The organism is Streptomyces sp. NPDC002787 (assembly GCF_053592095.1).
On the sequence record NZ_JBSFVC010000035.1, the window covers coordinates 67,723 to 89,820 of the forward strand.

Sequence of the window (22,098 nt, forward strand, 5' to 3'; positions counted from 1 at the left end):
GGTCATGCCATGCACAGGTCACGCACAGCCTCGGCACCGTGACACCCGCCGGCACACCGAGCAAGACGGACACGCGGGCCTGCACAAGAACCACGCGTGCCCGACCCCGGACGTGATGAACCCCGGTGTCCCGTCCCTCCACGGGCGGGACACCGGGGTCCGTGCCGGCCGGTTCGCCGAGCCGGTCAGCTCACGGTGTCGTGCCGGATCGGCTCAGGCCGCCGATGCGGTCAGCTCACGTCGCCGATGCGCTCCACGCGCTCGTTGACGCCGTTGCGGAGTTCGCCCAGGGTCGTGCCGGGCGGGGCCACCTTCGGGGTGGAGGACGGCGGCTGGGTCTCGTCGGCGCAGGTCGTGCCGGAGGCCGGGACCTTCAGGTCGACCAGGTAGCCGACGACCGCGTCCGTCGCGCAGGCGCTGCGGCCGAAGGCGGTGTGCCCCTCGGCGTCGAACGTCAGCAGCGAGGCGTTGTCCAGCTGCCGGGACAGGGCGACCGCGTCCTGGTACGGGGTGTCCGGGTCACCGGTGGTGCCGAGGACCAGGATCGGCGCCGAACCCCTCGCCCGGAAGGAGCCGTCGTAGCGGCTGACCTTCTCGGCGGGCCACTGCACACACGCGGTGGCGTGCTGGTGGTCGTACGTCGGCGGACCGTACGCCATGGCCGGGCCCAGCAGCGGCGCCGCCTTCGCGTTGGCCGTGACGTTCCGCTTCAGCTTGTGGGGGCTGCGCGGGTAGTCCTTGTCGACGCACTCGACGACCACGTTCGGGCCGAGGAAGTCGAAGCTCGCCGGGGACGGCGGCCGCAGCAGGAACGAGGTGTTGTCCCGCGCCTGCGCCTTCTTCAGCGCCGCGCCGAGTGAGGGCCAGATGACCTTGCCCTCGTTGATGTTGAACATCAGCCGGTAGACCAGGGTGTAGCCGTTCGCCTTGCCGCCGTTCGCCGTCGTGACGGGGTTGGCGTCGAGGTCCTTCTTCAGCTGCTCGAACGCCCCGCGCGGGTCGCCGTCGCCGAAGCCGCAGATCGCCGGGTCGGCGGCGCACCAGTCGAGGAAGCGGCTCATCGAACCGTCCAGCGCCAGGTACTGGGCCCGGTCGTAGTCGTAGGGGCGGTAGGCGTACTTGTACGGGTCGTACGCCCCGTCGAGCGTCAGCGCCCGCACCCGCTTCGGGAACATCGCCGCGTAGACGGTGCCGATGTACGCGCCGAACGACCGCCCGTAGTAGGTCAGTTGCTCCTCGCCGAGCGCCTGCCGCAGCAGGTCGATGTCGCGGGCGACGTACTCCGTGCCGACGTACGGCAGCAGCTCGCCCGAGTTGTCGAGGCAGGCCTGGTTGAACTCGGCCGCCTCGCGCACCGCCGGACCGAAGGCGTCGGGGCCGGGGACGCCCTTGGCGTCGGTGACGGCCTTGGTGTAGCGGGCGTCGTCGAAGCAGGTAAGCGCCGAACTGCGGCCGACACCGCGGACGTCGTAGCCGAAGACGTCGAACGAGTCGCGCAGGGCGGCCGGGAGGTCGTCGTAGTTGTTGCGGACGAAGTCCACACCGGAGTTGCCGGGTCCGCCGGGCTGCATGAAGAGCGTGCCCTTGCGCTTCGCCGGGTCGGCGGCCTTCTTGCGGACCACCGCGAGCGTGATCGTGCGGCCCTGCGGCTCCCGGTAGTCCAGCGGCACGTCGGCGTTGGCGCACTCGTAGCCGCCCTGGCAGTCGGACCAGGTGAGCGTCGGCACGGGTGGCGGCGGTGTCTTCGCCGTCCGCGGCTGCTGCGGCGCGCTCTGCGCGGCCATCGCCTGCGTCGCCGTCCCCGTCGCCGCGAGGACGAGCGCGGTCACGGCGGCACCGACGAGTCTGAGACGCGACAGACGTCTCGGTGTCTGGTGATGTATGGACATAGGTGTGTCCCCCTGAGCGGTCAGAATCCCCGAGCACCCACTGGTCAAGGTGGGGCCGGAGACTGTCTAACCGAAGAGAGGGGAAAAAGGCCGGAGAGGTGCCGCTGTGGCCGACTTTCCACGAGATCTCTCCCGTACCCGGCGGTAGTTACCGACTTCGACCGTCCCTTCGTAATCTTGGGAACGTCCCTGGCCGGTATCCAGCGATGGGCCCGGCCGGAACCCCCCACCGATCACGAAGGATCCGCGCACGTGTCATCCAAGAACAGCCGTCTCCGCGTCGCCTTCCTCGCCGTAGCGGTGGCCGCCGCCGGCCTCGCCCTGGCGGGCCCCGCCGCGGCGGCCACTCCGCAGGCCACCACCGTGTCCACGGCATCGCAGACCTCCGCCATACCCGTCGACTTCGTCGACCTCGCCACCAGCCCGCTCACGGCGGACGGCGAGAGCCACGAGGTCACCGTCACCTACCGCAACGACTCCGCGGCGGAGCGGACCGTCGCCCCGCAGCTCCTGGTCGAGTCCCCGGACGCCGGCCCGTTCCTCGACCCGTCGGACGTCAAGGTCGAGCGCCGCACCGCCGGCGGCTGCTGGAGGTCCGTCGACCTCGGCAGCCAGACCGGCACCCTCTTCACCGACCTGACCACCGCTCAGCGCACACTGCGGGCCGGCGAGACCCTCACCCAGGTCTACCGCCTCACCGTCACCGACCCGGCGGCCGTGGGCACGGTCCACCCGAGGGTCGCGCTCTACTGACCAGCGGCACCGCCCACCCCCGGGGCCGGGCCCAGCTCTCCGGAGCGGGGCCCGGCCCTTTCGCGTCCGGACGGGCAACACCCGCCCGAACCAGACCTGTTGCACCTGTGGCCGTCGTGGACACGTAGGGGCAGAAGCTACGGAAGGAAGCCATGCCCATCGACACCGAGGCCCAGTTCACGGACGTGTACCGGGCCCATTACGAGGACGTGCTGAGGTTCGTACGCCGGCGTGCCCATCCCATGAACGTCGACGACATCGTCGGCGAGACGTTCCTCGCGGCGTGGCGCAGACGGCGCGAACTGCCCGAGGACCCACGGCCCTGGCTGTTCGGCACCGCCCGCAAGGTGATGCTCAACGCCCACCGGGGCATGCGCCGGCACACCGCGCTCGCGGTGCGCGTCCAGCAGGCCGCCGAGACCGGCGGCCACATCCGGGCCACCGACCCGGCCGCGCTGGTGGACGGCCGGATGGACCTCGCCGCCGCCTGGCAGGCACTCGCCCCGGCCGACCAGGAAGTCCTGGCGCTGCACGTGTGGGAGCAGCTCTCCGCCAAGGACGCGGCCAACGTCCTCGGCTGCACACGCGCCGCGTACGCCATGCGCCTGACCCGCGCCAAGCGGCGCCTCGCCGCCCGCCTCGGCACGGCCGCGGCCACCGCGCCCGCCCTCGCCACGACGTTCTGAACAGGAGCCCCGAGACATGGACAAGAACACCGCCCCGCACGACACCCTGCTGTCCCGCCTCGCCCCCCTCGACGCCGCGCCCCGCGCCGAGCCGACCGCCGCCGAGATCGACCGCGAGGAGACACTGCTGCGCACGATCCTCAACGACACCGAGCCGCCCGGCCGTTCGGCGCGCCCCACCTCCCGCCCCCTCGTACGCCGCGTCTCCTTCACCCTGGCCGGCGCCCTCGCGGCGGGCCTCGCCGTACTGACCGCCACGGGCGGCCTGTCCGGCCTCACCGGCATCGGTGACCGAGGCCCCCTGTCCTCGGCGGAGTTGGCGAGCTGGACCGGCACACCCAGCAGCCTGGACTCGGCCGGCGCCGCGGGCTCGGCCGCCGAGAAGGAGTGCCTGGAGGCGACGGAGCAGTACGGCTCCGGACCCGCCGTCGTCAGCAACGCGGACATCCGGGGCAGTGTGGCCTCGATGGTGGTCAGCCGTGGCGGCGACGCGGTGTACTGCCTGGCCGGCTCGGACGGCGGCCGGATCACGATGGCAGTCTCCCCGGTGCTCGACCTCCCCGCCGACGGCATCGAACTGGACACCTACGGCTCCCGGGGCGAGGACGACGGCCTGCTCAACTACGCCCTCGGGTCCGTCGGTTCGGACGTCGAGAAGGTCACCGTCCGCGACAGCGGCCACACCGTCCAGGCGACCGTCCAGGACGGCCGCTGGACCGCCTGGTGGCCCCGCGGCGACCGCTACGGCCTCCTCACCGGCACGGTCACCCTCACCCTCACCGACGGCACGACCCGCACGATCAAGAGCACGGAACTGCCGTAGCCAGGCTCTCAGTGATAGTGACCGGGGTCACATTCCCCCGATGTCACATCTGACCCGGCGCCGTCCGTCCTCGTGTTGTCACCGCATACGACGACGACACGAGGAGCCCGTCATGGAAGCCCGTCTGAACCTGCTCGCCAACCCCCTCACCGGGAAGCTCGTCAAGCACCTCGTCGGGGCGAACAAGGTGGTCGGCGAGGCCGGACTGCCGCTCACCACCCAGGAGTTGGTGCGTATCCGGGCCAGCCAGATCAACGGCTGCGGCTACTGCCTCGACATGCACACCAAGGAGGCCGTGCACGCCGGGGAGACCGCCCAGCGGCTGCACCTGGTCGCCACCTGGCGGGAGGCCAAGGTCTTCACCGAGGCCGAGCGGGCCGCGCTGGAGCTGGCCGAGCACGGGACCCGGATCGCCGACGCGGCCGGCGGTGTCCCCGACGAGGTCTGGGAGAACGCGGCCAAGCACTACGACGAGGACCAGCTCATCGCCCTGGTGGCCCTCATCGCCCTCATCAACACCTTCAACCGGCTGAACGTGATGGTGCGGCAGCCGGCGGGCGACTACCAGGTGGGCATGTTCGGCTGACCGGGCCCGCGCACGAACCCCCGGGCCGTCACGGCCCGGGGGTTCGACCGGCGGCTGTCAGGTCCGGCGGCACCTGACCACGTCGATCCGCACGATCTGCGGGTCGTGGTCGCTCGCCTGGTCCGCGAACTCGGCGTTGATGTGCACGACGTCGTAGTCGAAGTGCGTGACGGCCGGGCTGGTCAGGATGTGGTCCAGGGTCTGCGAGTTGCCCTCGTAGACGTAGGTGTAGCGCTCGGCGGCCGGGAGGGTGCTGATCAGCGGGTTCAGGACCTTGCCGGCGGTGAGGGCGGTCATGGTCTGCGAGAACTCGAAGTCGTTGAGGTCGCCGAGGACGACGGCCTTGGCGTTCCGGTCCGCCTTGAGCAGGTCCTTGACGAAGGTGTTGACCTCGGCGGCCTGCTGGTGGCGCTTGGTCTCGGAGCTACGGGTCGGCTCCTGGTAGCGGCCGTGCAGGGGCTGGTCGCCGCCCTTGGAGCCGAAGTGGTTGGCGATGACGAAGACCCGCTCGCCGTGGAAGACGAACTCGCCGACCAGCGGCTTGCGGCTGTTGTCCCAGGCGTCACTGGCGGGGTTGATCCGGCCCGGGGAGTACGTGAGCCGGGCGCCCTTGCGGGTCTTCACGACGCTCGTGGCCGTGGTGGGCGTGGGGGCGTCGGCACCGGCCCGGTCGGCGAAGGAGACCCGCTTGGGGTTGAACAGGAAGACCTGACGGATGTTGCCGCCGGGCTCGCCGCCGTCCTGGTTGTTCTCGGGGGAGACGTAGCGCCACTGGTAGCGGGGGCCGCCGGCCGCGCGGATCGCGTCGGTGAACCGGGTCAGCGTGGCCTCGGCGGTCACCGTCCCGTCGTTCGTCGCCCCGTTGTCGTCCTGGATCTCCTCCAGCGCGACGATGTCGGGCGAGCTGAGGCTGACCGCGACGCCCTCGGCGAGCCGGTCGAACTTCTCCTGCCCGTCGAGCGCGTCCAGGTTCTCCACGTTGTACGTGGCGACCGCCAGCTCACCGCCCTTCTGGCGCCGGGTCTCCTCGGCCTTCAGCCCGTTGTCCACGAGCGTGCCGAGCTGCGTGGCCTGGAGGTTGTAACCGCCGAAGGTGGAGTAGTCGAGCGGCCCGCTGGTGGTGCCGGACAGCTCGTCGCCGACGTCGGCCCGCGGGAAGGCGGTGGTGGTGTCGAGCGACATCACCTTCATCCGGCCGGTGCCCGGCTGGTCGTAGGAGGAGTAGAGCGTGCCACCGCGCGCGGTGGGGCTCTCCTCCGGCTTCACCGTCACCCACACCTCGTCGTACTCCGTGGTCGCGCCGACCACCCGGGCGTCAGAGGCCCGCACCCGCGAACCCTCCAGGGCCTCGTAGAAGTCGAGGGCGTACACGTCCGGCTGGAGCGGCAGCGCGTCGATGCTGCCGCCGCCGGCGGTGGGCACGTAGGCGTCCGGCACGCTCGACGCGTCCAGCGTCACGGCCGCCGGCAGCGCGTTTCCGCCGGAGAGCACGGTCGCCGTCGGCCCGGTGATCTCCGTGACCGACTGGCTGGTGCTGCTCGGGTAGTACTCGGTGACCTTGCCGCTGACGAGAACCGAGTCCCCGACGGCCACGGCCGGATCCGCCGACCCGGTGAAGACGAAGACGCCCTCACCGGTACGGGGGTCACTGTCGGCCTGCGGGTCCTGGATCCAATACCCCTTCGACCCGGACTTCCGTACGCCGGTCACGATGCCGGGGACACGGGTGACCGTCTGCCCGGTGAGCGGCGAGAGCCGGGTGGTGCCCTGGATGTCGTGGACGCGGAGAGGGCCGGGCTCGGTGGAGCCACCGCCACTCCCGTCTCCGTCCCCGTCTCCCTCACCCGAACCCGGCGTCTGACCGGCCGAGTTGACCGGGGACGGGGCGCCGGAGGTGAGGTCGGCCGCGTTGTCGTCGGTGTCGGCGAGGGAGGCGGCGCGGGCGACGGAGGCGGTGTTGGAGGCGCCGGTGGCGGGGCCGCTGCCCTCGCGGACGACGGCGCTGCCGTATCCGACGAGGTCCACGACGTTCGCGTCCGCCGCGCAGTCGGCCGCGGTCTTGCAGGTCAGCGCGGTGGTACCGGCGACGAGCGCGATGGTCCCACTCGTCGCGCTCATCGCGATCGAGCCGGTGGCGTCGGCGGCCGGCAACGCCGTCGTCCCGCCACTGCCCGCCGCCTCGGCGACCAGATACCGCCCGCCGGGCGCGATCGACCCGCTCAGCGCGGTCACCTGCCACTGCGAGGACGCCGACGGCGACCCCGGCAGGTACTGCACGCTGTACCCCGACAGGTCATAGGCCCCCGACCCGGCGTTCCCCAGTTCCACGAAGTCCCGGACCAGGGTGGCCCCCGAGTTGCCCCCACCGCCGTACACCTCGGCGATCACCGCACTCGCGGACGGCGCGGCGAACGCGGCGGGCAGCACACCGAACGCGAGCGCCCCGGCCGCACCCACGGATATGAGCGGGTACGCGACACGGCGCCCACGGGCCCCGCTTCCTGCGGATCTGTCGGACATGGACACGGTGACGGTCTCCTCGTACATCGGGTACGTCGACGTGGGGGTGTGGGGGAGTCTGCTCAAGTTACGCGCGTAGAGGGGGAGTCGCCAAGAGGCGGCAGGTTAATTCCCGGGAACGAAGGGGTGGGTGACGGGGCGGGGGAGAGAAAGGGGGACCCGCCCGCGCTGTCGAGCGGTCGGCTCACGGCCGAACCCGCTCCCCGTAGGCCTCGGCCCCCGCTTCGGCCCCGGCTTCGGCCGCACGCTCCCCCGGCGGAACCCGATAGAACTGCGCGTACCACCGCCGCAGCGCCCTGATCCCCTTCTCGTGCGGCAGGAGCACGGGCCGTGGCTGGTGGATCTTGTGGTCCCAGATCCCGACCTCCTCGCGCACCTCACCCAGCGCCTCGGCGCGGAAGACGAGTTTGAACAAGGGGGTGAGGAACGGCAGTCGGGCCGGTTTGCGGAGGTAGTAGAGCATCCGCAGCTCACTCGTGCGGTCGTCGACGGGCGTGCTGAGCGCGACGGCGGTCACCGACAGCACCGGCCCGTGGGCCCGGACGACCATCACCCCCGGCCCGTACATGAACGCGTCGAAGGTGTTCCGGATGTCCCACCCGAACACCCGTCGGCTGATCGCCCCCCGCGCCTCCGCGAACGGCCCGTCCTCCCGCCACTCCTGGACGGGCGGTTCCGCCTGCCCGTGAATGAAGTGGAAGTGCGACTCGTCGACGATGTTCTCGCGCATCTCCTGGATGTGGACACGCGCCCGGCAGACGTCGTCGATGGGCGCGGCGAAGTCCCGGGACCCCGTCTCCTCGATCTCCGGCACCTCCCACGCGGGTTCGCCCGGTCCGACGTACACGAAGACGAGCCCGCTGTGCTCGCGCACCGGGAAGCCGCCGAGGGACACCTTGGGCGTGCGGACGGCGAACGGCGCCTGCACGCACCGCCCGTCCGCCCCGAACCGCCACCCGTGGAACGGGCACTCCACCGTTCCGTCCACGACCTTCCCGCCGGCGCCCAGATGCGCGCCGTAGTGTGGACAGTGCGCGTCCCGCACGGCCGCCCGCCCGTCCGCCCCACGGAACGCGATCAGCGCCCGCCCGAAGTAGTGCAGGCTGACGACCTTCCCCGCCCGCAACTCCCGGCTCCGCAGCACCGCGTACCAGCCGTACGGCACGGTCGGCATCGGATACTCGTCGGCGCGCGGATCACGCGGTAGCTCGGCCAACTTGTCATGACGCCGACGACATCGCATGCGGCTGATGCTAATCGCGGTAGTGGATCTCGTGCCGCCAACTCACCTTGTCAGCTCGGTAATCGGCGGTAAGTGGGCGCCGCGCCGACCCTCCGGCCGGGAACGCCGACGCCCGCCGCTCACTCCGGCATGCCGTAAGCCGCCACCATGACGTCGAGGACCACCTTGTTCATGTTCCTGCCCTTGGCGTCGGTGGAGTTGACGCTGTGGACGAGGGTGCGGGAGCCGTCGCGGGTGGAGGCGATGACCGAGTTGTAGCCCCAGCGGCCGCCCGTCTTGCCCCACACCTCGCGCCCGCCGAGCACCTTCCTGGCGAGCCCGACGGCGTACTCGGCCGGCTTGCCGGTCGTGAAGTCGGTGACCTCCGGCACGGTGAACATCTCTTCCAGCACCGGCCCGCGCGGCACGATCCGTCCCCGGAACAGCGCGTTCGTGAACCGCTCCAGATCAGCCGTGGTCGAGACGATGTCCCCGGCCGCCCACCCGTCCGTCACCCCCCACACGGTCACGTCCCGCAGCCCGGTCGTCCCGTCGTCCAGCCTCATCCGCTGGTAGCCGTGGTTGTGCGGACCGGTGATCCGCGGGTCGGTCCCCGGCAGGTACGTGTCCCGCAGCCCCAGCGGCTTCAGCACCCGCCGGGCGACCTGCCGTTCGTACGAGTCCCCGGTCACCCGCTCGATCAGCAGCCCGGCGACCGTGTACCCGATGTTGAGGTAGTGCTGCCGCTCACCCGGCGCGAACTCCCGCTCCTTCGCCGTCGCCGACCGCACCATCTCCACCGGGTCGTGGATCCGGAAACGGTTCGCGTACCACTCCTCGACCGTCGTCCCCGGAAAGTCCGGAGCCGGGATGCCGTGCGTGTGATTGAGCAACTGCCGTACGGTGACGCCTCCGTACGACGCCGGGATCAGCTCCGGCAGATACGAGCGGGCGGTCCGGTCGAGATCCACTCTTCCCTCGTCGGCCAGTTGCAGGACGACGGCCGCCGTGAACACCTTGGTCACGGACCCGGCCCGGAAGCGGGCGTTCGGATCCGCCGGCCGCCCGCTCTCCAGGTCGTGCACCCCTGAACTGCCCCGCCACACCCCCTCTTTGCCACCCACCCGCACGAGCGCGGCCGTCGCGTCGGCCGAGGGCAGGCCGGCGATGGCGGCTTCCATGGCGGCGGCGAGGTCGGGGCCGGGGTCGGGGGCGGGGTCGGCCTCAGGGTGGGCTGTCGTGGACGCGACGGCTGGGGTGGACGCGGTCGCCGGCAGGGCGGTCGGTCCCGCCGCGACTCCCAGAACGAGGGCTGCGGCGAGCAGCGTTCGGGTGGTGCTCCTCATGGTCAACTCCGTGGATGTGAGCCGGTGTTGTCGTGTGGTTGTCGCGGGTCGCTCTCGACGGCTCCATCCTTCTGACCGGCGGCCTCCCACGGATCGCCCGAGCGGGCGGTCTTCGGGGTACCGGTTCCTCGCCTACGCGGGGGAGGAACCGGGCCGGTACGGTCCCCCGGGCGGGGGATGCCCGGCCCCGGTCCCCCCGGTCCCCCACCCAGCCCCCACGTCCCCCGCCGAGATCAGCCCCGTCTCGTACGCGCAGATCACCGCCTGGATACGGTCCCGCAGCCCGAGCTTGGCGAGCACGTTGCCGACATGCGTCTTGACCGTGTGGTCGCTGACGACCAGCTCCGCGGCGATCTCGGCGTTCGAGAGCCCCCGCGCGAGCAGCAACAGGGTCTCCCGCTCCCTCCCGGTCAGCACGTCGAGCCGGGGGTCGGGCCGCCGGACCCGGGCGCCGAGGGTGGGCCGGGTGTACTGCTCCACCAGCCGCCGCGCCACGGACGGCGCGAGCAGCGAGTCGCCCCGCGCCACCACGCGTACGGCATGCACGAGATCGTCCCGCCGGACGTCCTTCAGCAGGAACCCGCTGGCCCCCGCGTGCAGCGCCTCGTACACGTACTCGTCGGAGTCGAAGGTCGTCAGCATCACCACCCGGCAGACACCGTGCGCGCTGATCGCCCGGCACGCCTCGATCCCGTCCGTCCGAGGCATCCGGATGTCGAGCAGCGCCACGTCCGCGCGGTGCCGCCGCACCGCCTCGACCGCCTCCGCCCCGTCACCCACCTCCGCGACCACCTCGATGTCCGGCTGGACGTCGAGGATCAGGGCGAAGCCACTGCGCACCAGCTCCTGGTCATCGGCCACGACCACCCGGATCGTCAACGTCCCACTCCCGTCACGGATGCCCTGTCCGCAGGGGACTCCACCGGTATGCGCACCCGCACCTCGAACCCGCGCCCACCCGGCCCCGCCGCCCCGATCTCCGCCGTACCGCCGTGCGCGGCCGCCCGCTCCCGTACCCCCACGAGCCCATGCCCACCTCCGCCGTACCCGGCCTGCGGGCCCCGCCCGTCATCGATCACCCGTACACACAAGTCACTGTCCCCATAGGTGAGTTGAACGGAGGCGGTGCGGGCGTCCGCATGCCGGACCGTGTTCGTCAGCGCCTCCTGAACGATCCGGAAGACGCTCGCCCCGACCGCCCCCGGCAGCTCCCGCTCCCGCCCCGCCACCTCGTACCCGACCTCCAGCCCACTGCCCCGCACACGGTCGAGCAGCGCGGGCAGCTCCCCGACCCCCGGCTGCGGCGCACGCGGCGCGAGCCCGGGCGCGTATCCCTCAGCCTCCGGGCATCCCTCAGCCCCCGCGTACTCTTTGGCCCCCATGTGCTCCTTGGCCACCGCGTACTCCTTGGCCCCCGCGTGAGCGTCGTTCTCCTCCCGCAGGACGCCCAGCATCCGCCGCAGCTGGACCATCGCATCCCGCCCGGTCTCGGAGATCGCGTCGAACGCGGCCTCCGCCCGTTCCGGAGCCGTCCGCACGGCCACCGGCCCGGCCTCCGCCTGCACGATCATCAGGCTCACGGCGTGGGAGAGGATGTCGTGCATCTCCCGCGCGATCCGGGCCCGTTCCCGCGCGGCGGCCTGCTCGGCCTCGACGCGGTTGGCCCGCTGACGGGCATCGGTGAGCCGCCCGAAGACGTACGCCGCCGCGAACACGAAGGCGGAGAAGGTCAGTTCACGCGCGCTCCGGCTGTTGAGCCACACCCCCACCGGCACGGCGACCAGCACCAACAGCCCGGTGACCAGCCGCTTCCACGGCGGCGACAGCGCGGCGATCGTGTAGACGATGACAAGGCCGTTGTACGGCAGCGGCTGCCCGGGCCCGTCCAGCGTCAGCTTGTAGATCATGCTGGTCACCAGGATCGCCAGCAGTACGGCGAGGGGAGCCCGCCGCCGCCACACCAGCGGCACCACCGTGAGCGTCGTCAGCCCGTACGCCGCCCAGGTCGCCGGCGCCAGCCCGGCCGCCCGCGGCACCACGAACGGCATCGTCATCGCCCCCTGCACCAGCAGCGCGACCCCGACATCCACCACCCACGGATGCCCGTCCCCGAGCGCCCGCCCCCGCTCCCACCAGCCCCGCGCGCTCCGCACGCCCTGCGCACCCCGCGCACCCCGTAAGTCCCTCACGGTGCCTCACCGTAATGCGCGCCGGAGCGCCGTACACCGGTGCTCAGCGCCCCTCCAGCCGGCTCAGCTCCAGCATCGCCTCGCGCTCGACGCGCGCGAGCTCGCTGAGGACCGCCCCGGCCTGCTGGAGGCACCGTTCGTCCCCCGACACACCGGCCTTCTCGACGAGCGCCGCCACCTCCGTCCACAGGGTGGCCGCCTCCGCGTACAGCCGCCGGCCGGTGCGCAGGCGGTCGCTGTCGATCAGTTCGGTGGACTCGGCGAGGAAGTCGCGGTAGAGGTTGCGGAAGAGGGCGCCGCCGGTGCCGGCCTTCTCCATCAGAAGGGCGGCCTGCGGCAGGTCCCGCTGCGGATCGTCGGTGCGCCGCAGCCAGGTGCGTACGAGCTTCCCGGCCTTCTCGATGCCCCGGTGGCCCAGGTTGGCGATGGGCGGGTTGAGGAAGGCGTCGGCGCAGGCGGTGATGGCGGGAACGACAGCGGGAACGATCCGGCCCTCGGGGGAGGGCACCGGGCTCCCCGGCGGGACGGTGACGGTGAAGGAGCGGTGCTTGGCGCTCATCGGCCCGCGCGCGGCCCTGGCCTCGGCGAGGCTCGCCAGGCTGGTGGTCACCGCTCCGCCCTGCTGGTCGGTGTCGACCAGGTGGGCGACGTGGTCGTCGTAGCCGTACATGGCGACGACATGGCCGCCGAAGTGCACCTTCGAGGTGAAGTAGTCGAGGTGGTAGCTGTCGAGCTGCAGCCCCACGGGGCGGCCGGCGTCGATGGAGGCGGTCACGTTCTCCCAGGCCCTGCGGGGTGAACCGGTCTCCTTGACCGTGAGTTCCACGCCCAGCCGGGCGGCCAGGTTCCGGGTCAGTTCGAAGGGCTTGACCCGCCCGCCGAGAAACGGGAAGTCCATGCTCTTGCTGTCCCAGTAGATGAAGGACAGCCCGGAACCGAGCCCGAAGAGCATGGCCTCGGACAGATCGAGCCCTTGGTGCCGCAGCAACACCCCCAACGCCGTGGTCTCGCAGTGCCGCGTACCGCGAACCTCGATGCCGTCCACCGTGGTCATGTCACGCTCCCCCTCGACAGGTCGCCGGCCTCCACAGGCTCGCCGGCCTCCACAGGCTAGGCGCGCTCGGGCGGCGGTGCCGTACTCCGCCGCAGGACGAGCCGCGTAGGCACAAGCGTGGTCCCATGCTCGCCGTATGCGCCAAGCCCGCCGTACGCACCCTGCTCGCCGTACGCGCCCCCGCCCTCCCGCATCTTGCTGAGCACCCCCTCCACGCACAACCGCCCCACCTCCGCGAAATCCTGATGGACGGTCGTGAGGGGCGGCAGGAAGGACGCGGCCTCGGGGATGTCGTCGAACCCGACGACGCTGACGTCCTCGGGAACCCGGCGCCCGCGCTCATGCAGAGCCCGCAACAACCCGAGCGCCATCTGGTCGTTGGCGACGAAGACCGCCGTACAGTCCGCCTCCTCGGCGATCCGCAGCCCCGCCCGATACCCGGACTCGGCCGACCAGTCACCGCGCACGAGAGGCGGCGCCTCCCGGCCGCCCGCGCCGCCCGCGCCGCCCGCGCCGCCCGCACCGCCCGCCTCGGCGAGCGTGGCGCGCCACGCGTTCGCCCGCCGCTGCGCCGCGAACGAGTCCTCGGGCCCGGCCAGATGCCACACCGTCTCGTGCCCGAGCTCCAGCAGATGCCGTACGGCGTCCCGCGCGCCGCCCGCCTGGTCGGTGTCGACGACGGTGTACCGGTCACCGGCGTCGGAGTCGGCCACGACGACCTGCACCCCGGGCGGCAGCGACACGGTCGCGGCGTCGAGCAGATGGACCTCCATGATCACGATGACGGCGTCCACGGCCAGCTCCCCCAGCCGCGAGAACGCCCCGTTCACCTCGTCCTGCGTCGGAACGGCGACGGGCAGCAACGTGACGGCGTACCCCTCGCGCGCGGCGGACGTGGCGATCGCGTCGAGGGTGCGGATGTTCCCGAGGGTGGAGAGGGAGAAGGTGATCACGCCGAGCGTGCGGAACTCCCCGCGCCGCAGCGCCCGAGCGGCGCTGTTGGGCCGGTATCCCAGCTCCCGCATCGCGTCGAGCACCTGCCGCCGGGTGCCCTCGTTGACCCCGGGGAACCCGTTGGACACGCGGGAGACGGTCTGGGAGGACACCCCGGCGAGCCGTGCGACGTCGCCCATGGAGGGCCCTTGCCGGGGACGGCCGGCACGTCTCCTCGTACGACCGTCGGTTGTGTCCATCTGGTCTCCCCCGACCCTTCGGTAACCACTTGTTGATCTTTGACGAATCCTTGACCGCCGAGATTCGGACAGTGTAGACATCCGGCTCAGTGGATGTTTACGTAAACATTCACTGAGACAAACCATACGAGACCGCACTGAACCGCAACAAAGAATCGCGCGCCGAACCGCAGCAAGAAGATCGCGCACCGGATCGCAAGCAGAAGATCTCGCACCGACCGCAGCAAGAAGATCCAGAAGACCTCGCACCGAACCGCACGACGCGGGCCCCGGGCCCCACCCCGATCTCCGTGTCTCGCAGGGACGCGACACACGGAAGAGTTGGAGTACTCGAATGGCACACCGCACCCGTACGAGACGGCTCCTCGGAGCCATCGGCATCACGGCCCTGGCCACCGGCACGGCCCTGGCCACGACCTCCCTGCCGATGGCGCACGCCGACACCTCGGCCGCCGCCGCGTCCGTGACGGTCAGCCCCGACCCCTCCTACAAGGGCCAGAGCTTCGAGGGCTGGGGCACCAGCCTGGTCTGGTTCGCCAACGCCACCGGCGACTACCCGCCCGCGATACGCGAGAAGCTCGCCAAGCTCCTCTTCGGCGAGGACGGCCTCAACCTCAACATCGCCCGCTACAACATCGGCGGCGGCAACGCCCCCGACGTCAAGGACTACCTGCGCGCGGGCGGCGCGGTGGAGGGCTGGTGGAAGGCCCCGGCGGGCACCACCCGCGAGGATGTCGACTGGTGGAGCGCCGACGACAAGAACGACTGGAACAAGAACGCCGACGCCACCCAGCGCTGGTGGGTCGACCGCATCAAGAAGGACATCACGCACTGGGAGACCTTCAGCAACTCCCCGCCGTGGTTCATGACGGAGAGCGGCTACGTCTCGGGCGGCTTCGACTCCTCGAAGGACCAGTTGAAGGAGGAGTCGGTCGAGGACTTCGCCAAGTACCTGGTCGGCGCCACCGAGCGCTTGGAGAAGGCGCACGGCATCAAGGTCGACACCCTCGACCCGTTCAACGAGCCGAACACCAACTACTGGGGCACCAAGCTCGGCGCCGACGGCCAGCCGACCGGGGGCCGCCAGGAGGGCGCCCACATGGGCCCCGAGCTCCAGCAGAAGGTCATCAAGGCGCTCGGCCCGGTCCTGGACGACTCCCGCACCCACGCGGAGATCTCCGCGATGGACGAGACGAACCCGGGCACCTTCGCGACGAACTGGAACTCCTACCCCCAGGAGGTCCGCGACCTCGTCGACCAGATGAACGTCCACACCTACGGCACCAGCCAGCGCACCACGGTTCGCGACCTCGCCAAGGCCGCCGACAAGCCGCTGTGGATGAGCGAGGTCGAGGGCGACTGGGGCGACGGCCAGAGCTTCACCGACATGCGCCCCGGCCTGGGCCTCGCCCAGCGGATCGTCGACGACCTGCGCGAACTGGAGCCCCAGGCCTGGGTCTTCTGGCAGCCGGTCGAGGACTACGACAACATGAAGCCGGGCGGCGAGTCCGCCAAGGGCGGCAACTGGGGCTCGATCCAGCTCTCCTTCGCCTGCAAGGCCTCGGACACCCTCGAAACGTGCCCCATCTACACGAACACCAAGTTCGACACGGCCCGTAACTTCACGCACTACATCAAGCCGGGCGACCGCCTGATCAAGACCAACGACGAGTCGAGCACGGCCGCGGTGGCGAAGAAGGGCGACAAGGCGACGGTCGTCCACGTCAACAGCACGACGGAGTCCCGCGCGGTGACGGTGGACCTGTCGAAGTTCGGCAAGGTCGCGAAGAACGCGACGGTCACCCCGGTGGTCACGGACGCGGCGGGCAAGCTGATCCGCCAGAAGCCGGTGAAGGTCACCGGCAAGCAGGCCACGATCACGGTCCCGGCCCAGTCGGTGACGTCGTTCCTGGTCAAGGGAGTCTCGGGCGTGGCCGCCTCGCGGGCCGAACTCCAGGACAACCACACGTACACCCTGACGGGCGTCCAGAGCAGCAAGAACCTGTCCGTCGCGGCTGACGGCAAGAGCCTGGTCATCAAGACCCCGAACGCGACGGCCGACAGCGGCCAGCAGTGGCAGCTGGACCGCATCGGCCACGGCAAGGTCGACAACCGCACGCGCTACGCCCTGACGGAGACGGCCTCGGACAAGCGCCTGGCCATCCGCGACGGCTCCCTGGTGGCGGAGGCGGACACGGGCCGCCGCGACGAGGCGGCCCAGTGGATCCTGTCCTCGACGGGCGACAGCACGTGGACCCTGGTCAACGCGGCCACCGGCCAACTCCCCGACGTCTACGGTCAGTCCACCAACGACGGCGCGGGCGTGGGCCTCTGGACCCCGAACTCGGGCACGAACCAGCGCTGGAAGCTGACGGATGTCACGCCGGCGGCTGCGGCTACGAAGGAAGCCGACGCTTCGTAACGGCGGCAGCCCGCGGGGGCGAGCAGCCGGCCGGCTGGTAGCCCTGCACCACATCAACAGAGAACTGGGTCCACGACCCACAGAGAACCCCCGGGCCAACGGCCTGGGGGTTCTCTTGCGCAGCGTTCCTCACCCCCACACCCCCCCCAGCTTCGGAAGCTGCGAGCCTGTCGCCCACACCGGGCCGGATGCGCGGCCGCGGTGGCCGGCCGGAGGCGTACTGCCACCGCGCGATGCGCACGGCGCCGGGGGCTGAGCGTGCCCCCAGGTGTGCCCTTTCGTTCCTCGTTCGGTCGTTCCCGGCGACCCTAGGCTCGGCGGGAACGACCGGACGGACGGAGCGGGCGTGCGCGAGACACAGCGAGCCGTGGAGCGGCGGACGACGGCGCAGGCCGCCGCCGGTCACGGAGCACGCCCCACGGGCCTGGTCGCGCTTCAGCAGCGCGCGGGGAACGCGGCGGTGACGCGCTGGCTGCAGCGCCGTACCGGCGACCTGAACGAGCAATACGCCACGAGGCCCACGGAGCACCCCGAGTGGGGGCCGTACCAGGAGCTGACGAAGGCCGCGGGCATCCCCCAAGCCCAGGCCGATGCCGCCTGGCAACTGCTGCTCGGCGGGGTCGACTCGCAGGGCACGCTGAACGACGAGGCCATGGCGAAGACGAACGTCCGCCAGGAGCAGCGGGATCTCCGTGCGTCGAACACGTGGTACCAGGAGTTCGTCAAGCTCATGACCGAGCATCTGGAGATCAAGACGCCCACCATGGCCCTGTGGTCGGGCGGCATCGAGCTCAGCGACTACGCGTACGGGAAGGGCCACACACCGCTGGAGCGGACCCGGATCGGCAGCGTGCTCAACGTCCTGGAGCTGCATCCGGACTGGATGCTGAAGACGCCGATGTGGAACGTCCTGTCCAAGGCCTTCGTCGCCCGCGCGAGCGGCCCCGTGCATGTCTTCATGCGGGCCTACGGACCGGAGAGCGTCCTCATCTCGCAGGAGATCCCCCAGCTACGGCTGGTCCAGCGGCTGAACCCGGACGTGAAGCTGATCTGGCACCCGTTGTACACCACTCCCGACGGGCAGATGAAAGAGATCACGAGGGACTACCGACTCGTCGACAACGCGGCGTACGAGGGGCGGGACATATGTGTGAGCGTCCTCTTCCAGTACCTCAGGTTGTTCCACGACGAGAGCAACACCGAGGCAACCCGCGCGCACAAGGGCATGGAACAGCTGATCGTCGCGAACGGCCACAAGGACGGCGTCTGAAGCGGCGTCGTGGAGCCGTCCTGACGTGGCGGCCTTTCCAGCGCGGCGCGGGGGCCGCCCTCCGGTCCTTGATCAGCGGTGGCCGCCCCCGTCCCTCAGCCGGCCCCCGGCAAGGTCGCACTGTCCGGCTGGAGCACCAGGTCACGCTGATACCAGGTGCCTGGCTCACCGCACAGGTGGGCCGGGTCTGCCGGGCCGACAGGGACGAACCCGGCTTTGGTCAACACCTTCTGGGACGCGGCATTCCGGCGGGCGGTGGCCGCCCGCAGTGTGCGCAGTCCGTGCCGGGCCGCCGCCAGCCGGCACAGCTCCCGGACGGTCGCGGTCGCCACGCCACGGCCGGCGACATGCTGCGCGACCCGGTAGCCGAGTTCCGCGGTGTGGTCTTCGATGTCCATCAGGTTGAACCTGCCGAGTATCGAGCCGTCCTCGGCGACGAGTACGTGAAAGGCGCAGACGCCGGCCTCCTGCTCAGCCAGCAAGGCGTTGTACCGGTCGGTGAACTGGTCGAAGAACTCGTCCCCGCGGTCGGGAACCGAGGCAGCGAAGTAGGCGCGGTTCGCCAGCTCGAAGGCCAGGACCGCCGGGGCGTGACCGGCATGCAGCCGCTTCAGCTCGGGCATCGCCCGACCCTACCCGGATGGCGCGCCGTGGCCACCTGAGTTTCCTCACCGGCGGCAGACAGCCCCGAGACCAGGGCACATACGCTCTACGGCTGGAGTACCAACACCGCGCTCAGTTGGGGAATCGCGCCCAGGGCGTGGCTGCCGCAGAGCGGAGTGGTGCACGTTTCCAACTGTGTTGGTGGGGTGGTGGGCTGGGTGCGGGGCCGTTCACCTCGGTTCATCCAAGGTTGATCGCCAACGTGAGTCGGCTAGTGATCTCCGTTGAACGGCTGTGAACGCAGCTGAATGGGACGGAAACTGAGACGGTCCCCAGCCGGAAATACCTCCCGTGCGGGCTCACAGACCTTCCCTACTAGAGCCGCTTCAGGTTCCGGTCCAGGATCGCCCGGAGCCGGTCAACGTCCGCAGGGTCATGAGCGCCCCGTTTGGGCAGGACGGCGACTCCGGCCGCGCGGTCGCCACTCAGCAGCACGAAGAGCCCGGGCGTCTCCAGATACTCCCGGAACACCGTCCAGTCCACGGTGAAGGACGCCCGCTCGCCGGTGCTGACCGCGCCGTGGTCGTTGGCCACCATGCGGCACTGCCCGTACGGCTGCACGATGCTGAACATGCGGCGGGCCATGGTGCGCAGCCCTCGCACAGTGGCCCAGAGTGTGATCGGCACGGTGAGTACCAGCGAGATGATCCACACGGGCAGTGGGGCATCCTGGAGAACCGAGAAGACGCTCACGGCGATGGCCGCCACGAGCGGCGCCATGAGTGCCTGGGCCCGCCCCGACGGTGACCGACGAGCTCGTGCACGGAGCGCCTCTTCGAAGTCCGCTGCCGTCGGCCGGTAGACGAACGCCACGGCCGTACCGAAGTCGCTGTTCTGATGTGAGGGATCCCCGCCCTTGCTGTCCATGGGCAGGGATCGTAGCGAGGAGCTGTGAGGCGGATCCGACCAGCTCAGCCAAGGCCCACCGTGCGCTTGGCTAGCGCCGGGCACAATTGGGCCCTCAGCTTGGGAAGCTGCGATCATTCGAGGCTGAATCGGGCGCTGACCTGCATTGATGGCTGACCCGCCCTCGCAGGTGCCGTCGGAGGTGATCAGCTGACCACACTCCCTTCCCGGGCGCCGTCAGGGATGCCCGGCTGCTAGCGTCCGGCACCATGTGGGCTCAAGAGATCGTGGCCGGTCGACCGGCTTGGCGGCACATCCCTTCCGGAGTGATCTTCCGGGTCGTTCCCCAAGGGACGTTCCGGATGGGCTTGTCCGACGCGGAACTGGACGCGGTTCGTGCCATCGATCGGGCGCAGGGCGCCGAAGACGACCTCGAAGGGTTCTTCGCCGGTGCTGTTGAAGCCCGGCCGGTGCGAGAAGTACGGGTCGAGCCATTCCTGATCGCCCGGCATCCGCTCACGGTGGCGCAAGTACGTCACTGGCTGCCCGAGTACGAGGACAGCTTCGCCGACTCGGCTTCGAGCACAGCCCGGTTGGAGGACGACCTGGACGACCTGCTGGAGGCGTTGCCGTTCCGGCTGCCGAGCGAGGCGGAGTGGGAGTACGCGGCCCGAGCGGGCACGACCACTTTGACCTTCCGCGGAGATGCGAAGCCGGACGAGGACCAGGTGCTCGACGACTTCGCCGACGAGGAGCGCACTGCTGCGGCTGAGAATGCCTTTGGACTGGCGGGGATGGGGTCGGCAAACGAAATCTGCGCTGATGTATGGATCCCGCATTTCACGGACGCACCGGTGGATGCACGCCCCCGCACGGGGGACGGACCGCGGGTGGTGCGCGGAGGCGCCGGCGACCTCTCTCCCTGGCAGGGCTGCGACGAGTGGCTGTTGTTGCTCTCCGCCACTCGCGATGAGTTCCAAGACTTCACCGCGGTCCGTCCGGTAGCACCCGTGCCAACCAGTTAGGACATGCCGAGCACAGAGGCAACACGTAGACAGGGTGCGGGCCCTGGGAACTCCGGTACGGCGAGAGGTCACCTACCGGTGGGAGAACTGCGGACAGGGGGCCTGTGGGTGCGGGCTTACTTCTTCTTGCCCTGGGTCTTGCGGGGGATCTTGGTGAGCTGGGTTTTTGCTGGTCAGGGGCGGTGGGCTCGTGCGCCTAGTGGTCGTCATTGGCCACCGACCCACCTTGGAGGCGGTTCAGTTGGTTGATGTGGCTCTCTGACGCGACCGCATTGCGGTTCGCAGAGCTTCGAGTTCGGTTCGGGGAAACGGCCGGCCCCATTGGGACTCGTAGGCTTCTTCGCCCTGCTCGTAGTCGATCCGGTCGAAGGCCCGGACGGCGGACCGTGCGAGTGCCGTGACGGCGTGGCGGCCTGACCAGAGAACCAGCCCTGAGCTGTCCGGAGCCTGGGCGTCGTCGGCCAGGACCAGGCGGACATCGACCACAGATCCGTCTCTGTGGAAGAACCACCGGTACACCTGTGGCTCTCCCTCCAACTCGGCGCGTGTGTCCTCGTCACCGAGGACGAGCCGGGCAACGGCGTAAAGGAATTCCTCGGGCGCGTCAGTGATGTAAGAAGCAATAACCTCTGCCTCACCATGATCATCAGCAACCTTGACGCAGGCCCAGCCGTGACTGCCCAACGCCCATGTGATCGCTAGAGACGACATCTCCCCCTCCTCCGGGGTGACTCTATGGACTCAGGCGCCGTGCGGCCGAGCCCTCAGCTTGGGAAGCTGCGAGCACTTGAGGTTGGTTCGGTAGCTGACCTGGGCGAACGGTCGAGCCATGGCGTCTTCGGGCTGGGCTGTCTTCCCCGTGATTCCCCGCTGTTCCCCGCTCGATCTGGTGCGCTTGTGGTGCGGTCGGGCGACGGGCCGTCGTGGGTGTCCGAAATTGGTGTGCGGCGGGTCGTGGCGGTCGGCACGCTGGGTCTATGAGTCGTTGGAAGCTTTACGACAACTGGTACGCTGATCTGGTCGGCCTCTCTGTCGAGCAACTGAGAGAGCGTCGGGCCTTCGCCGCTCAGAGAGCTGAGGGTGCAGTGGCGCGTGGCATGGGGCGCAGTCCCAAGGCTGGGCGGGAGTGGAGGCAGCGGCTTCGTGCTGTCGATGATGAACTTCTGAGGCGGGGTGTCCAGGGGGCGTAGCCATCGTGTGAGCCGTCTGAGCCGTCTGAGCCGCAGCCGACGACAATCCGCCACGATGGCGGGTACGGCAACCGATCACGCGCGCGTGTGCCTCGTCGCACCCCCGCCGGCCTGAGCCGCGCTGTCGGACGTCGACCGGAGCAGGTCTCGACGGCGGAAGCGCATGGGCGGCTCCTTGCTCGATGACCTCTTCGTCCCGAAGCAAATTGGACGAGGGCTCGGCCTTGTGCTGGTGTGCCTGTCACCTGCTGCGATAGTCCACAGGTGTGCGTGCACGTCTGCCGCTGTCCGTCGGCGTTGTCACGCAGCTAGTGTCCTGCGCCAGAGATCCGTCGGCAGAGGCGGGCGAGGGAGTCGAGGATTTCTTCGGCTGTCTTGGTCCAGATGAACGGCTTGGGGTCTTCGTTCCAGACCTTGACCC

General features: G+C 70.3%; 18 protein-coding genes. 7 read left to right on the plus strand and 11 right to left on the minus strand.

Annotated elements, in window-relative coordinates; all coding sequences use genetic code 11:
• Window positions 1-230: 230 nt before the first annotated feature.
• Window positions 231-1,889 (minus strand): alpha/beta hydrolase, encoded by a 1,659-nt coding sequence (locus ACWD26_RS36625; RefSeq protein ID WP_451276767.1) that lies wholly within the window; start codon window positions 1,887-1,889, stop codon window positions 231-233.
• 252 nt (window positions 1,890-2,141) lie between these two features.
• Between ACWD26_RS36625 and ACWD26_RS36630 the strand changes: the two genes are divergently transcribed.
• The 4 genes from ACWD26_RS36630 (at window position 2,142) to ACWD26_RS36645 (ending at window position 4,737) form a co-directional block, all read left to right on the plus strand.
• Window positions 2,142-2,642, plus strand: coding sequence for a signal peptide protein (locus tag ACWD26_RS36630; RefSeq protein ID WP_451276769.1), 501 nt, complete (start codon window positions 2,142-2,144; stop codon window positions 2,640-2,642).
• A gap of 152 nt (window positions 2,643-2,794) precedes the next feature.
• Window positions 2,795-3,328 carry an RNA polymerase sigma factor gene (locus ACWD26_RS36635; protein WP_451276771.1) on the plus strand — a complete coding sequence of 178 codons (534 nt, stop codon included), beginning with the start codon at window positions 2,795-2,797 and terminating at the stop codon, window positions 3,326-3,328.
• 16 nt (window positions 3,329-3,344) lie between these two features.
• Window positions 3,345-4,151: a hypothetical protein gene (locus ACWD26_RS36640; RefSeq protein ID WP_451276773.1), complete on the plus strand. Its 807-nt coding sequence runs from the start codon at window positions 3,345-3,347 to the stop codon at window positions 4,149-4,151.
• Window positions 4,152-4,263: 112 nt separating this feature from the next.
• Window positions 4,264-4,737: a carboxymuconolactone decarboxylase family protein gene (locus ACWD26_RS36645; RefSeq protein ID WP_451276775.1), complete on the plus strand. Its 474-nt coding sequence runs from the start codon at window positions 4,264-4,266 to the stop codon at window positions 4,735-4,737.
• A gap of 57 nt (window positions 4,738-4,794) precedes the next feature.
• Here ACWD26_RS36645 and ACWD26_RS36650 read toward each other — a convergent pair whose 3' ends face one another.
• From ACWD26_RS36650 to ACWD26_RS36680, 7 genes are all read right to left on the minus strand, one after another.
• Window positions 4,795-7,257 (minus strand): endonuclease/exonuclease/phosphatase family protein, encoded by a 2,463-nt coding sequence (locus ACWD26_RS36650; RefSeq protein WP_451276804.1) that lies wholly within the window; start codon window positions 7,255-7,257, stop codon window positions 4,795-4,797.
• A 184-nt stretch (window positions 7,258-7,441) separates the two neighbouring features.
• Window positions 7,442-8,500, minus strand: coding sequence for a Rieske 2Fe-2S domain-containing protein (locus tag ACWD26_RS36655; protein ID WP_451276776.1), 1,059 nt, complete (start codon window positions 8,498-8,500; stop codon window positions 7,442-7,444).
• Window positions 8,501-8,619: 119 nt separating this feature from the next.
• Window positions 8,620-9,825 (minus strand): serine hydrolase domain-containing protein, encoded by a 1,206-nt coding sequence (locus ACWD26_RS36660; protein ID WP_451276778.1) that lies wholly within the window; start codon window positions 9,823-9,825, stop codon window positions 8,620-8,622.
• A 132-nt stretch (window positions 9,826-9,957) separates the two neighbouring features.
• Complete coding sequence (locus ACWD26_RS36665) at window positions 9,958-10,704, minus strand: response regulator (protein ID WP_451276780.1); 747 nt, start codon at window positions 10,702-10,704, stop codon at window positions 9,958-9,960.
• Entirely contained in the window at window positions 10,701-12,014 is a 1,314-nt protein-coding gene (locus tag ACWD26_RS36670) for a sensor histidine kinase (protein WP_451276782.1), read from the minus strand. Before ACWD26_RS36670 ends, ACWD26_RS36665 begins: the two co-directional genes overlap by 4 nt.
• 43 nt (window positions 12,015-12,057) lie before the next feature.
• On the minus strand, window positions 12,058-13,068 hold the full coding sequence (locus ACWD26_RS36675; protein WP_451276784.1) for a BtrH N-terminal domain-containing protein: 1,011 nt from the start codon (window positions 13,066-13,068) through the stop codon (window positions 12,058-12,060).
• Between the two features lie 56 nt (window positions 13,069-13,124).
• On the minus strand, window positions 13,125-14,201 hold the full coding sequence (locus ACWD26_RS36680; RefSeq protein WP_451276786.1) for a LacI family DNA-binding transcriptional regulator: 1,077 nt from the start codon (window positions 14,199-14,201) through the stop codon (window positions 13,125-13,127).
• A 394-nt stretch (window positions 14,202-14,595) separates the two neighbouring features.
• On the opposite strand from ACWD26_RS36680, the gene ACWD26_RS36685 reads away from it, so the two are divergent.
• Window positions 14,596-16,683 (plus strand): RICIN domain-containing protein, encoded by a 2,088-nt coding sequence (locus ACWD26_RS36685; protein WP_451276787.1) that lies wholly within the window; start codon window positions 14,596-14,598, stop codon window positions 16,681-16,683.
• 346 nt (window positions 16,684-17,029) lie between these two features.
• Window positions 17,030-17,953, plus strand: a complete 924-nt coding sequence (locus ACWD26_RS36690) for a hypothetical protein (protein ID WP_451276789.1) — start codon at window positions 17,030-17,032, stop codon at window positions 17,951-17,953.
• 95 nt (window positions 17,954-18,048) lie between these two features.
• Here ACWD26_RS36690 and ACWD26_RS36695 read toward each other — a convergent pair whose 3' ends face one another.
• Entirely contained in the window at window positions 18,049-18,576 is a 528-nt protein-coding gene (locus tag ACWD26_RS36695; protein WP_451276791.1) for a GNAT family N-acetyltransferase, read from the minus strand.
• 355 nt (window positions 18,577-18,931) lie between these two features.
• Window positions 18,932-19,483, minus strand: coding sequence for a YcxB family protein (locus ACWD26_RS36700; protein ID WP_451276793.1), 552 nt, complete (start codon window positions 19,481-19,483; stop codon window positions 18,932-18,934).
• Window positions 19,484-19,824: 341 nt separating this feature from the next.
• On the opposite strand from ACWD26_RS36700, the gene ACWD26_RS36705 reads away from it, so the two are divergent.
• Complete coding sequence (locus ACWD26_RS36705; RefSeq protein ID WP_451276795.1) at window positions 19,825-20,487, plus strand: formylglycine-generating enzyme family protein; 663 nt, start codon at window positions 19,825-19,827, stop codon at window positions 20,485-20,487.
• A 237-nt stretch (window positions 20,488-20,724) separates the two neighbouring features.
• Here the strand turns inward: ACWD26_RS36705 and ACWD26_RS36710 are convergent, their stop codons facing one another.
• Window positions 20,725-21,198, minus strand: coding sequence for a hypothetical protein (locus ACWD26_RS36710; RefSeq protein ID WP_451276797.1), 474 nt, complete (start codon window positions 21,196-21,198; stop codon window positions 20,725-20,727).
• Window positions 21,199-22,098 lie beyond the last annotated feature (900 nt).

Excerpts from the sequence above, each read along its gene's own strand:
- ACWD26_RS36705 (WP_451276795.1), top strand. The coding sequence starts at position 19,825 with ATGGGCTTGTCCGACGCGGAACTGGACGCGGTTCGTGCCATCGATCGG.
- ACWD26_RS36635 (WP_451276771.1), top strand. The coding sequence starts at position 2,795 with ATGCCCATCGACACCGAGGCCCAGTTCACGGACGTGTACCGGGCCCAT.
- ACWD26_RS36655 (WP_451276776.1), bottom strand. The coding sequence starts at position 8,500 with ATGCGATGTCGTCGGCGTCATGACAAGTTGGCCGAGCTACCGCGTGAT.
- ACWD26_RS36685 (WP_451276787.1), top strand. The coding sequence starts at position 14,596 with ATGGCACACCGCACCCGTACGAGACGGCTCCTCGGAGCCATCGGCATC.
- ACWD26_RS36700 (WP_451276793.1), bottom strand. The coding sequence starts at position 19,483 with ATGGACAGCAAGGGCGGGGATCCCTCACATCAGAACAGCGACTTCGGT.
- ACWD26_RS36650 (WP_451276804.1), bottom strand. The coding sequence starts at position 7,257 with ATGTCCGACAGATCCGCAGGAAGCGGGGCCCGTGGGCGCCGTGTCGCG.
- ACWD26_RS36645 (WP_451276775.1), top strand. The coding sequence starts at position 4,264 with ATGGAAGCCCGTCTGAACCTGCTCGCCAACCCCCTCACCGGGAAGCTC.
- ACWD26_RS36625 (WP_451276767.1), bottom strand. The coding sequence starts at position 1,889 with ATGTCCATACATCACCAGACACCGAGACGTCTGTCGCGTCTCAGACTC.
- ACWD26_RS36695 (WP_451276791.1), bottom strand. The coding sequence starts at position 18,576 with ATGCCCGAGCTGAAGCGGCTGCATGCCGGTCACGCCCCGGCGGTCCTG.
- ACWD26_RS36680 (WP_451276786.1), bottom strand. The coding sequence starts at position 14,201 with ATGGGCGACGTCGCACGGCTCGCCGGGGTGTCCTCCCAGACCGTCTCC.
- ACWD26_RS36660 (WP_451276778.1), bottom strand. The coding sequence starts at position 9,825 with ATGAGGAGCACCACCCGAACGCTGCTCGCCGCAGCCCTCGTTCTGGGA.
- ACWD26_RS36675 (WP_451276784.1), bottom strand. The coding sequence starts at position 13,068 with ATGACCACGGTGGACGGCATCGAGGTTCGCGGTACGCGGCACTGCGAG.
- ACWD26_RS36640 (WP_451276773.1), top strand. The coding sequence starts at position 3,345 with ATGGACAAGAACACCGCCCCGCACGACACCCTGCTGTCCCGCCTCGCC.
- ACWD26_RS36710 (WP_451276797.1), bottom strand. The coding sequence starts at position 21,198 with ATGTCGTCTCTAGCGATCACATGGGCGTTGGGCAGTCACGGCTGGGCC.